Source organism: Anaerococcus martiniensis (assembly GCF_043187485.1).
Lineage (GTDB): Bacteria > Bacillota > Clostridia > Tissierellales > Peptoniphilaceae > Anaerococcus > Anaerococcus martiniensis.
In genome coordinates, this window is record NZ_CP171106.1 from 510,153 (window position 1) to 522,327 (window position 12,175).

Sequence of the window (12,175 nt, forward strand, 5' to 3'; positions counted from 1 at the left end):
TTAATCCTTTTGAAAATCTGATATTTTTACTTGATCTATTTCTTTATTTGATATATATGTTGCCCCTAGTATAAGTGTTATAGTTAGTATAGGTAGGATAATAAGTGTATCTAGGGCCCTTATATTTAAAGAAAATTGGGCTATACCCATATTATTTAGCATTACCTCTACAAGCTTTCCACCTAAAATATAGGCTAAGCCAGAGCCTATTACAAGGCTTATTATTCCTAATATAGCCATATTGCTATAGTATATTTTCTTAATTTTTGCCTTAGTAAATCCTAGGGCCTTAAGGGCGCTAAGCTCTTTGCTATCCTTTTTTATTATCATTGTTGCAAAGAGGTAGAAGATTAGTAATATTAGACCCAGCGATAGGACACTGGCTAGCCTTGCTATTAGCCCGGTATTATTTATCATATCTCCCAAAACTTCATTTTTATAATCTTCTACTAGATAAACCTTGGATGCTAAGCTCTTTGTTCTAATTTCTTTGGCTAGGTTAGAACTTAAATTCTTATCAGCCACATCTATTATTAGGGTACTTGCTAGGCCTTCTATTTGATCTAAAGAAAAATTAACCTTACTAGTCTTGCCCCCATTTGTTATATCAGAATAGATGCCACTGACCCTTAGAGTCTTTCTGCCGTCCTTCATAGCTACGGTTAGCTCATTTTTAAGCCCCTTAGCTAAACTTTGGCTATATAGGTATGATAGGGCAATTTCATCTTCTTTTTGGGGTGGTCTCCCCTTAAAATACCTTGGCCTATACTTGCTATGATCTCCAGTACTTGTCAACAATTTATTTACCGACCCATCTTCACTTATTATATCTAACCTTCCCTGCTCATAGATTGATAGACCATCTACGCTAGAATTATTGCTTAGGCTTTCATATAAACTATAAGCTTCTGCTTTATCCTTAACATCTACTAGTATATCTGCATTGGCTAGGCCCATATAGCTAATAAAGTCATCAGACTTTATTGAGTTGTAGATATTTAAGGGCAGGATATTAGTAAATACCAATAGGCTTGCTATGACTAAAAGCTGGCCATAGGTTCTAGCATGCTCTTTGATATTGTTAATGGCTAGAGTCCAACCTGCCTTATTACTCTTAGAGTCTCTAAGTTTCTTATAAGTCTTCTTGGCAGAATCCCTTGTCCAATCGATAGATATAGCCTCTACTATTGAAAGCTCATTTATTTTATCAAGATAGCTATATAGGTAGGCTATGATAAATCCTATAAGTCCAAAGTCCAAAATCCCCGCAAGGATATAGGGATAGCTAGTAAAGTTTTTTATACCAAATAAGAGGCTTATTTTATCTATAAAAATTTGGGAGGCAAATATAGCCAATATAAAACCCAAAATACCTCCTCCAAGGGCTAGGATAGCATATTTGCCAAGATATATTTTTTTAATCTTTTTCTTAGCTAGACCAATGGCTTTAAGGATGCCTATTAATCTAAATTCATCTTCAATCCTGGAATTCATAGCAACTTTTACACATAGGATACTCACCGATAGGATTAGGATTGCCATAAGGACCATAATCCCAAGGCCAATACCCATTTCCAAGGAGTTTATCAATTTAATAATGGATAAGCTAATAGCAGGACCATTGGCTGGTAGCAAGCTATCTACATAGGCTGTCTGAAAGTCATTGATTTTATCATAATCTTTTAGTAGAAACTCTATGAGGTACTCTTCCCTGCCCAGGTCTTTGATTTTTTCATAGTCTGACTTATTTATTAGAAATCTTTTGGATGAGGCCAGCATAGATGACATTTGTCCATCCCTGATTGGCCCTTTAACAAGAAAGTTAACCTTGCCTACATTAAGGCTATCGCCCTTTTTTATGATCCCATCTCTTAGGTAGGCTAGGGGCACATATACCTCTCCACGCTTTGGATAAGCTATCTGGTTATTAGTATCTACTAGGTAGTCAAATTTATCACTCTGGTAAGTAAATCCATTATCCTGGGTTTTTAAGCTAAGGGGATCTCCATTTAGCACAATATCACTAGTTTCTATATTCAAAAAATCTAAAACTTGGTAGGAAGAAACCAGGTCATTAGATCTACTAAATTCATCAATTTGTCTTAAGTCGATATGGCCAGTATGCATCTGTAAAAAATCTGGAACCCTAGTTATTTTAGTAAATTCACCAACTGACTGGTAGAGGTAAACAGATCCTATTAGGACCATGGCTAGCAAAAATGAAGCCATGCTCATAAATATAGTAAGGATTACATTTAAGACCCCATTATCTTTTAGGTCATTGATTATTATCTTAATTAACATCTAAGTCTCCTTTATTTCTTTAAGTGCTGGCGATTGTGCTATTATAAGGCTTAAGATTATAAGTACTAATCCAAAAAATATTATGCTAAGACCTATACCCCTGCCTTGGCCAGGACCTACTATGTAAGCAAGCACTCCATTTTTGCCCAAGCTTTCCTTAACTAGGGGGTCAAATACATACTCAGCCATGAAGCCACTGCTAGCATAGGCTATAAGGTAACCTATTTGAGATAGACTGCTCATTAGTCCAAAAATCCTTCCTTGCAGATCATTGGCTATAAGAACCCTAATATAGTAATTGCAAATGGTATTGAAAATTGGCAGGGTAAGGAATAATAAAAAGGCAGATATGCTAATAAGGATTAGGTTCTCCCTTAGGCCAAAGCCCACCATGGCAAGGCCTGCAATTAAGCTACTTATTAAAAGGGTCTTTACCTTATCACGCCCTAGTCCCTTAAAGCCAAGATAGGCTGATGAAAATACCATGCCCAAGGCTCCAACAGCCAGGGTTATGGATAGATTCTTATCAGTAGAAAATGATAGGATAAGGGGAGTTGCTAACTCCTCTATCAGTCCAACCATAAAGGTAAGGACCATGGTAAAGGCTAGGAGCATAAAGATTGCTTTTTCATCTCTAAGAGAAGATAAACCATATTTGAAATCATCAATATAGGAAGTTTTTATCTTAGCCTTAGTTAGCTTTAGACCCTTGGATATATAGGCAAGGGCATATATAGTTGTAAAAACACTAAGGGTGTCTATATATATGACCTTATCTATCCCCCACTTACCTACAACAAAAACTGCTAAGATAGGTGATAAAATAAATTTACCTGCATTTGATATCTGAAGCAGACCTTCTGCTGATATGTAATCTTCTTTGGAGAGGATATCAGATATAGTTGCCTTAGATGCTGGAGCTATTAGGGAGGCAAAAAGACTTGATACAAAACTTCCTAGGCCTATCAAAAGATAATTACCATCCTGGGTTTTGATGGCATAAAGAATTATCATAAGACCTATGATAGATAGGCTATCTCCAATGATCATAAGTTTTCTCCTATCAAACCTATCTGCCAAAAGACCAGCAAAGGGTTCTATAAGGATAGTTGGTATGAAACTTACCAGGCTTATCATAGATTTTATAAAGGCTGAGTGAGAAGTCTTAAATATAAAAACTCCCACACTAAAGGCAGTCATCCCACTTGTTAGGATAGATAGGGTCGATGCTAGGAAAAATATAGCAAATTTTTTATTATTTTTAAATATATCCATACTTACTCCTTAGTTAGGTAGGCTGTTAAGGCCCCTGATTTTAGGCCCAAGATAAGTTCCATATGATAAAGGAGGCTTTGAATTTTGATAAGTTTCGCTTCTTTATCAAGCTCTAAATCCCTAGCATCTATAACTAGGAGGACATAGGCCACTAGTAGTTCTATAGCTTCTCTTGGATACTTAGCAGAAAAAATACCTTGATCATTGCCTTCTATTACAACTGGCATGAGGATTTCTGGGATTTCTTTAATCATATCCTCTGTAACTTTTTGGTTTAGAATAATATTTTTAGGATCGTTGAGATGGCCTATTATATCTCCATCTTCATTAAGGTTGACACTTAGGGCCTTGGTTGCCTTTATAAATTTACTTAGGGGATCTAGGTCTTTATTTTGACTTACAAGTCTTGCCCTAGCATACATTTTTTCTGACAACCGGAAAACTAGGGCATCTATAATCTCTTCCTTGGACTTAAAGTGATAGTAAAGTGTCCCCCTAGATATCCCCAAGGCCTTGGCTATATCGTTGGTTGAAGTCTCCGCTAATCCCTTCTGGTTAATTATTTTTCTAGCAACTTCTAATATTTCTTCTTTTTTACTGGTCATAATACCTCCTTTAATCGGCAGGTTGTCGATAACTTAATTATAAATTGCTTTCTAATAAATTACAAGATATTTGGACAAAAAAATACCAGCTAGGCTTTATGCCTAACTGGTATTAGTCTAATATGTTTATTTTGCATATTCAGAAGCGTTTTTACCTGCTATTCTACCAAATACTGTAATATCTGCAATAGCTGCTGATCCTAGTCTGTTTTCTCCGTGGATACCGCCTGTAACTTCTCCTGCTGCATATAGACCTTCTATCCATTTATTATCTTTTGTTAAGACTTCTGCTTCTGTGTTTATTTTTAGTCCACCCATTGTGTGGTGTACTGCTGGAGCTGCTTTTAGCATGTAGAATGGACCTTCTTCTATTGTCCAGCCTAACATTCTAAGGTTAAAGTCTGGGTCTTCTTCTTTCTTAGAGTTTTCATTAAATGTTTCTACAGTTTTTAATAGCTGGTCTTTGTCTAAATCAAAGTGGTCTGCTAATTCTTCGATTGTATCAGCTTTTACAAGGTTACCTTTTTCAAATTGTTCTTCAGCTTCTTGTGGGTTTGATGCCATTGTTCCTGTAGTTTCGTTTGATTTTTCATCCCAGATTAGATAACCAACGTGGTCTGTTTGTTCTTTTATTGCAAGTGAGATTTCTCTTCTGGTTGCAAGTTCTTCTACAAATCTGTTTCCTTCTTTGTTTACTAGAAGTGCCCCACCAACTAATCTTGTATCACCTACATAAAGTAGTCTACCTGTTTCTGGGTCACATACTGGGTAAAGTTGGATTTTGTCCATATCAACTGTATCAGCACCAAGTGCTTCTGCCATTACGATACCATCACCTGTTGCTCCTGGTGAGTTTGTTGACTGAACGTACTCATCGATTTCGTGGTCATTTTCGTAAGTCATTTCATCATTTGCACCGAATCCACCTGTTGCAAGTACTACAGATTTTGCATTTACTGTTAGGTTTTCATCTGGTGTTTGAGCTTTTACACCTGTTACTTTGCCATCTTCTGTAAGAATTTCTTTTACATCTGCCTCTGTAATTACTTCTATGCCAAGTTCTTCACATTTTTTTAGGTAATTTTTAATTAATTCATTACCTGAGTGAGCTGCTGGAATAAGTGATCTTTTTACTGAGTGGCCACCAAAGAACATTAAGCTATCTAGCCATTCTACACCTATATCATCACGTAACCAATAAGCATCTTCTGTTGCATGTTCAGCTAGGACATCGATTAATTCTTCATTTCCACCTGATTTTTTAACATCTTCTGCAAATAATTCTTTGCTATCTTCAATATTTTCTTTTTCTTGAAGTTCATTTGCTGGAGCTGCGTATTCTCCACCTGAAATTAGAGTATTTCCACCAACTTGTGGTAATTTTTCAAGTAAAACTACATTTGCCCCATTTTCTTTTGCTGTAACTGCAGCTGCAAATCCAGCTCCACCACCACCAACTACTACAACATCTACATCTTTTGTAGCATCTGTTCTTTCTTTATCTTTGCCGGTGAAATCTTCTTGGTAGTCTTCAATATTGTGTCCACTTGCAGTAATTGCAGCTGAAACTGCTTCTATAAGTGCTGTTGACGAACTTGTTGCTCCTGATACAGAATCGATATTTACTGATTGGTTTTCAATAATTTCTGGCACCATTTTATCGATTGCAGTTGCTCCAAGACCTTCTGTTTCTTCATGGTCTACATGAATATTTGAGATTTTATCTCCATCAAAGCTAACATGAGCGATTACATCACCCTTGTAACCCTTAGCTTTTCCTTCAGAAGCATCTGGATCAACTTCAGCTGTTTCTTTTTCTGCGTCTTTTTCTTCTTCTTTGCCTTCATCTACTTTTTTTGTATCTTCAGTCGATTGCTCGCTTACTGTTGTTTCAGTAGATGTTTGTTCACTATCTTGTGCTGTGTTGTTTGCTCCACAAGCAGAAAGAATTAGTGACATTGATAATATGTAAGGTAAAATTCTATTTTTTTTCATAACTCCTCCTCAAATTTTACTTATGAAAATATTTTATCAAATAATTTTACTTTGTGCAATGTGATAAAGCATATAGTTATAAAAGATAAACAATATTTTGCAAATCAAAATATTCACAGAATATTTTGATTAATAACTACAAAAAATGTTCAACTTAAGTTTTTGTATATGATTATTTAAAATAATACTATATAATTTTCTAAATGATAGATTTTACCTTCCCCTTACGAATATATAGACAAAGGAGGATATATGGATGATAAGAAAATAATATCCGGGATAAAGAAGCGAAAAGAACCTTATCTAAACGAATTTATAAATAAGTATGGTGGTATCCTTAAGGCAAGTATTGTAAAAACTATTGGAAAAAGAGACGAACTTGTTATAGAAATATTAAATGATACCCTACTTGCTATCTGGGATAATATAGATTCTTTTGATGAGAACAGATCTTCTTTTAAAAACTGGTGTGCCGGTGTTGCAAAATATAAGGCCATTGATGCTATCAGAAAAGAAAATCGCCATAAGAGTATTGAGCTTAGCCAAGTTGAAAATAATATTTACACTGAAGAAGACTTTTCAGTTGATGAAAGTGAAGAAATTTTAAAACTATTAGGCACAGAAGATAGGGAGATCTTTAAGAAGTTATTTATAGAAGGCTATTCCTATGATGACCTAGCAAAGATTACAGAAATTCCTAAAGACAGACTTTACAACAAGGTATCAAGGTCTAAAAAGAAACTAAAATTACAATTAGGAGGTAAATATGACTAATATATACGATAAAATAAACGACATGGATTTTGAAGTAGATTCTGTAGAATTAAATGATATTGAAAAAGAAAAAATGTTTAGAAACGCAAAATCTTATGCAAAAAAAACTAATAAAAGTAAATTTGTAGCAAGTGCTGCAGCAGCTCTACTTATAGCGGGCCTTATGACACCTCAAGTAAGAGCAGAAGTTTTAAAATTTACAACTGATATTAAAGTTTCAATGATGGATGCCTTTGGTGCAAGCCCTGATTCTTATAAGTATGTAACAGAGTTACATAAACCAGTAACTGTGGGCAATGATACTTTTGTAATAGAAAATATTGCTTTTGAAGATAACAAGGTCTTTATAAATACACTCAGAGAGGGTGATGGTTCCATAGAAAGTATGCTTTCAGAAGAGGGAGCTGACATTTACAAAATTGTCATAAATGGTGAAACTTATAAGTCTGATGGTCGATCAGGTGGTGCAGGTTATCTTAACGATGGTAAGACTTTATCAAATAAAACTATGATTCGTTTTGACAAAGAGTTTCCAACACTTGAGAATGCTGAGGTAGACCTTTACTTTTCAGATATGTTTGCAAGTGAGATTGTAACAATAAAAGCTAATACAAATACAGTAAATGCTGATAATATAATCTTTGCCAAAGACCAAGAGTTAGATAATGGTGCAATAGTTTCACTAATAAAACTAAATCCAATTACTATGACTGCATTTATTAAAAACTTAGATCCAGAATATCTATATGAGCTTTCAGGAGTTGACAAAGACGGTAACACTATCAAGTTAAATAGTAGAACATCCGTAAACGGTGAAGTAACTTTTATGTACACCCATAAAATGTCAGATCTGACCCTTGATCAAATAAAAGAATTAGATGAAATTAAATTTACTCTTAAGGGAGAAAAAATGAATAAAGAATCTGTCAAGCTAACTAATGGAAATTTAGAAACTATAGCTGAATTTACTTGTAAAAAATAATTTTAAGTACAATAAAACCGGCATCAATTGATGTCGGTTTTTTATTAATTATTTACAATAACATCAACTTGTTCATGGATAACTGATAAGTTGTGTTTGTTTTCTGATGAATAAGCAAAGATTAGCCCCTCATCATCTATATTTAATTTGTTTTTTATAGCCTTGATATGTTTTGAAAGCTTATTTTTAGAAATTTTATCATACTTTGTTGCAATTACAAATCCTGTAAAACCTGATTCCAGTATCCATTCATACATTTGTAAGTCTAATTGTGTTGGCTCGTGGCGAATATCTACCAAAAGAAAAACTTCTTTTAAATTCTCCCTTTGATGGAGGTATTCGTTGATTAGCTTATCCCATTTTGCTTTTTCTGCTTTTGAAACTTTTGCATAACCATAGCCCGGCAAATCTACCAATCTAAATTTTTTATCAATATTATAAAAATTTATAGTACGAGTTTTGCCTGGTTTGGAGGAAGTTCTTGCTAAGTTTTTCCTGCCTAAAAAAGCATTAATAAATGAGGACTTACCCACATTTGAGCGACCTACAAAGGCAATTTCTTCAATTGACTCATCTGGCCATTGGGATTTAAATCCAGCAACTTGTTCTAATTCAATTTCTTTAAATTTCATATCAAGGCCCTATCTATAACTTCAGAAACGTTGGAAACTTCTATAAAGTTAATCTTATCCCTAATTTCTTTTGGAATATCTTCGGTATCTCTATTATTTTCTTTTGGAATGATTACATCACTGATGCCGTAAGAATAGGCAGCAAGTGCTTTTTCTTTTAGTCCACCTATTGGAAGCACATCACCTGTTATGGTCACTTCACCAGTCATGGCAATGTCATTTCTAACTTTTTTTCCAGTTAGAGATGAAACCATGGCAGTTGTCATTGTAATACCTGCTGATGGACCGTCTTTTGGAGTTGCTCCTTCTGGTATGTGGACGTGAATGTCTTTATTATCGTAAAATTTGCCACGAATGCCAAGTTCTTTTGCATTTGATCTGATGTAGGTCATAGCCGCCTGGCCAGATTCTTTCATGACATCTCCAAGGGAACCGGTAAATTCGACATTGCCCTTGCCTTCCATAACATTTGCTTCTATTGTTAGCATAGTACCGCCAACTGAAGTCCACGCAAGTCCATTTACAACTCCAACCTTACTTTCTCTTGAAATATGGTCTTCGAAAAATCTTTCTTTGCCAAGATATTTGCTATAATTTGCCATAGTAACACGAATTTGGTCTTTGCCTTCTAGGATTTCTTTTACTGCGCGTCTACAAATCTTTGCAATAAGTCTTTCAAGCTCGCGTACTCCAGCTTCCCTTGTATAATTTTTGATGATCACTTCAAGCACAGCATCAGAAATAGAAAGTTCATCTTTATTTAAGCCATTTTTTTCCATCTCTTTATAAACTAGATATTTTTTGGCAATGTTTAGCTTCTCACTTTGAGTGTAACCAGAAATTTCAATCATCTCTAACCTATCATAAAGGGCATCTGGGATTTCATTTGGGTCATTTGCAGTTGTTATGAAAAATACATCTGATAAATCAAATGCTATATCTAGGTATCTATCGATAAATTTATCATTTTGTTCTGGGTCTAGGACTTCAAGTAGGGCTGATGATGGATCTCCCCTAAAATCTGATCCTAGTTTGTCGATTTCATCTAAAAGGAAAACTGGATTTTTAACACCAACGCGGTTTATATTTGATAAAAGTCTGCCAGCCATTGCTCCAACATAAGTTCTTCTATGTCCACGAATTTCACTTTCATCAGTCACCCCGCCCAGACGCATTGATACAAATTCTCGGTCTAGGGCTCTTGCAATTGATTTTGCAATAGAGGTCTTACCAACTCCTGGAGGGCCTACAAGGCAAATAACCGTTCCTTGGTTATTTTTATTTTTTATCCTTACAGCAATAGACTCTAGGATACGTTCTTTTACTTCATCTAGACCATAGTGGTCCTCATCAAGAACAGTCTCTGCCCTTTTAATATCAAGAACATCCTTACTTTTTTTGCTCCAAGGCAGATTTACTGCAAAATCTAAATATGCACTTAAAACCCCATAGTCCGGACTCATTTCTGGGATAGAGTCTAGTCTTTCTGCATCCTTTAATAGAGCATTTTTGCTTTCCTTATCTATTTTTAATTTGTTAATTTTAGCTGCAAGTTCCATGGCTTCACTTTCAAACTCGCCATTTGCTTCGCTAAGTTCGCGACGGATGACCTCGATTTTTTCTCTAAGATAATATTCTTTTTGAGATTGGTTGATATTATCTTGGACTTCTTGGTCAATTTCTAAACTTAAATTTTTAAGTTCTATTTCTTTTGATAATATGCTATGAAGAAGGGTTAAGCGTTTTTCTGCATCAAGTTCTTTTAGTAATCCATAATATTCATCTGCCTTTAAGTCCAAATGATATATAATTATGTCGGCAAGTCTGTGAAGGTTATAGACTTCCCCTACAGAAAATACAGATTCGTCAATATTATTGCCATCAAGTTCGATATAGGATTTAAAATCTTCTATCAAAAGCTTTCTTAAGGCTTCTTTTTTATTCGATTCCTCTTCGTTTGCCTCGGTGTATTCGTATTCTTCAACATTAGCCTTATAGAATCCTTCTCCAAGTTTGATTTCATTTATTTTTGCAACTGCCTTTGCTTGGACATAGACTCTGATGTCACCATTTGGCAAACTAAATGATTCTTTAATGCTAACAACCATACCATAATCGTAAATGGCATCAGCTGTTGGATTTTCATCAAAAACATTTTTTTGATTGACTAAAAATACTTCTTTGTTTCTTATATTTGCATCTTCAATAGCATTTTTTGATATAGGTCTAGCACAATCAAAATTTAAAATAGTATTTGGGAATGCCCATAGCCCCCTAAGTGGAACTAGTGGATATTCATTTGTGCTTACTTTATAAACATCTGCCATTTTTAACTCCCGTTTAAAAAAGGGAATGGCTAGCCACTCCCTCTACTTATCTTTTCTTATATTTAAGTTTTGAGTGATCCTTGATAGAATCTTTTGTAACAACTACTTCTTTTATATCAGTTTTTGATGGGATTTCATACATCACATCTAAAAGTAAATCTTCTAATATAGTCCTAAGTCCACGTGCACCCGTTTTTTGTTCAATTGCTTTTTGGGCAATTTCATGCAGGGCCTTTTCTTCAAATGTAAGTTTTACATTATCTAATTCAAATAATTTTTGGTATTGTTTGATTAGTGAATTTTTTGGCTCTTTTAGGATACGGATTAGGGCATCTTCATCTAGGCTATCTAGGGTTACAATTATTGGCACCCTACCTATAAATTCTGGAATAAGACCGAATTTTAGTAAATCTTCGGTATTTACATCCTTAAGATTTGCTTTATGGTTAGCTGCAACTAGTTCTGCACCAAAACCTATAGTTTTTTGAGCTTGGCGTCGATTGATAATATCTTCAATGCCGTCAAAAGCTCCACCTAATATGAATAAAATATTGCTAGTATCAACTTGGATATATTCTTGGCTTGGGTGTTTCCTACCACCTTGTGGTGGAACATTTGCCTCAGTTCCCTCAATTAATTTTAATAGGGCTTGTTGGACACCCTCACCAGATACATCACGAGTTATAGAAGGATTTTCACTTTTACGAGTGATTTTATCTATCTCATCCACATAAATAATTCCATGCTCTGCAGCTTCTATATTGTAATCTGCAGCTTGGATTAATTTTAAAATGATGTTTTCTACATCCTCACCCACATAACCTGCTTCGGTAAGACTTGTTGCATCTGCAATTGCAAATGGAACATTTAATTTACGAGCAAGGGTTTGGGCTAGGAGTGTTTTTCCTGAACCTGTTGGCCCTAGCATAAGGATATTTGATTTTGATAGCTCTACTTCATCAAGGTCGCTATCATTTGCATTTATCCTCTTGTAGTGGTTATAAACTGCTACTGCCAAGGTCTTTTTGGCTGCGTCTTGGCCTATTACATATTCATTTAAAAAATCATTAATTTCTGCTGGAGTGGATAAGTCTACTTTACCATTTTCATCAAAGTAGTTTTCATCAAATTTTACTTCTGCATTTATTATCTCGTCGCAAAGACTTACACATTCATTGCAAATGTAGGCATCTGGCCCTGCAATGATTCGTTCTACCTGAGAACTATCTTTGCCACAAAACGAGCATTTTACATCTTCACCTTCGAAGTTTGCCATCTATT

Annotated in this window: 9 protein-coding genes; 2 read left to right on the plus strand and 7 right to left on the minus strand. The window is 34.9% G+C overall.

Annotated elements, in window-relative coordinates:
• The 4 genes from ACF3NF_RS02525 to ACF3NF_RS02540 form a co-directional block, all read right to left on the minus strand.
• On the minus strand, positions 1-2,304 hold the full coding sequence (locus ACF3NF_RS02525) for an ABC transporter permease (RefSeq protein ID WP_394023930.1): 2,304 nt from the start codon (positions 2,302-2,304) through the stop codon (positions 1-3).
• A complete protein-coding gene (locus ACF3NF_RS02530; RefSeq protein ID WP_394023932.1) occupies positions 2,305-3,579 on the minus strand; it encodes an MFS transporter in 1,275 nt (424 codons plus the stop codon).
• A 2-nt stretch (positions 3,580-3,581) separates the two neighbouring features.
• Positions 3,582-4,184 (minus strand): TetR/AcrR family transcriptional regulator, encoded by a 603-nt coding sequence (locus tag ACF3NF_RS02535; protein WP_394023934.1) that lies wholly within the window; start codon positions 4,182-4,184, stop codon positions 3,582-3,584.
• Between the two features lie 126 nt (positions 4,185-4,310).
• On the minus strand, positions 4,311-6,179 hold the full coding sequence (locus ACF3NF_RS02540) for a flavocytochrome c (RefSeq protein ID WP_394023936.1): 1,869 nt from the start codon (positions 6,177-6,179) through the stop codon (positions 4,311-4,313).
• Between the two features lie 252 nt (positions 6,180-6,431).
• Here ACF3NF_RS02540 and ACF3NF_RS02545 point away from each other — a divergent pair, with 252 nt between their 5' ends.
• Together ACF3NF_RS02545 and ACF3NF_RS02550 are read left to right on the plus strand one after the other, a co-directional pair.
• Complete coding sequence (locus ACF3NF_RS02545) at positions 6,432-6,953, plus strand: sigma-70 family RNA polymerase sigma factor (protein WP_394023938.1); 522 nt, start codon at positions 6,432-6,434, stop codon at positions 6,951-6,953.
• Entirely contained in the window at positions 6,946-7,935 is a 990-nt protein-coding gene (locus ACF3NF_RS02550) for a hypothetical protein (protein WP_394023940.1), read from the plus strand. Before ACF3NF_RS02545 ends, ACF3NF_RS02550 begins: the two co-directional genes overlap by 8 nt.
• Positions 7,936-7,979: 44 nt before the next feature.
• On the opposite strand, the gene yihA is transcribed toward ACF3NF_RS02550, so the two are convergent.
• The 3 genes from yihA to clpX are packed head-to-tail and all read right to left on the minus strand — an operon-like array spanning position 7,980 to position 12,170.
• A complete protein-coding gene (gene yihA / locus ACF3NF_RS02555; RefSeq protein WP_394023942.1) occupies positions 7,980-8,567 on the minus strand; it encodes a ribosome biogenesis GTP-binding protein YihA/YsxC in 588 nt (195 codons plus the stop codon).
• Positions 8,564-10,894, minus strand: coding sequence for an endopeptidase La (gene lon / locus ACF3NF_RS02560; RefSeq protein ID WP_394023944.1), 2,331 nt, complete (start codon positions 10,892-10,894; stop codon positions 8,564-8,566). Before lon ends, yihA begins: the two co-directional genes overlap by 4 nt.
• A 46-nt stretch (positions 10,895-10,940) precedes the next feature.
• Positions 10,941-12,170, minus strand: a complete 1,230-nt coding sequence (clpX, locus tag ACF3NF_RS02565) for an ATP-dependent Clp protease ATP-binding subunit ClpX (protein WP_394023946.1) — start codon at positions 12,168-12,170, stop codon at positions 10,941-10,943.
• Positions 12,171-12,175 lie beyond the last annotated feature (5 nt).

What these genes read in the sequence shown, in the direction of transcription:
- ACF3NF_RS02525 (WP_394023930.1), bottom strand. Translation starts at nt 2,304, where the DNA reads ATGTTAATTAAGATAATAATCAATGACCTAAAAGATAATGGGGTCTTA.
- clpX (WP_394023946.1), bottom strand. Translation starts at nt 12,170, where the DNA reads ATGGCAAACTTCGAAGGTGAAGATGTAAAATGCTCGTTTTGTGGCAAA.
- ACF3NF_RS02545 (WP_394023938.1), top strand. Translation starts at nt 6,432, where the DNA reads ATGGATGATAAGAAAATAATATCCGGGATAAAGAAGCGAAAAGAACCT.
- yihA (WP_394023942.1), bottom strand. Translation starts at nt 8,567, where the DNA reads ATGAAATTTAAAGAAATTGAATTAGAACAAGTTGCTGGATTTAAATCC.
- lon (WP_394023944.1), bottom strand. Translation starts at nt 10,894, where the DNA reads ATGGCAGATGTTTATAAAGTAAGCACAAATGAATATCCACTAGTTCCA.
- ACF3NF_RS02535 (WP_394023934.1), bottom strand. Translation starts at nt 4,184, where the DNA reads ATGACCAGTAAAAAAGAAGAAATATTAGAAGTTGCTAGAAAAATAATT.
- ACF3NF_RS02540 (WP_394023936.1), bottom strand. Translation starts at nt 6,179, where the DNA reads ATGAAAAAAAATAGAATTTTACCTTACATATTATCAATGTCACTAATT.
- ACF3NF_RS02550 (WP_394023940.1), top strand. Translation starts at nt 6,946, where the DNA reads ATGACTAATATATACGATAAAATAAACGACATGGATTTTGAAGTAGAT.
- ACF3NF_RS02530 (WP_394023932.1), bottom strand. Translation starts at nt 3,579, where the DNA reads ATGGATATATTTAAAAATAATAAAAAATTTGCTATATTTTTCCTAGCA.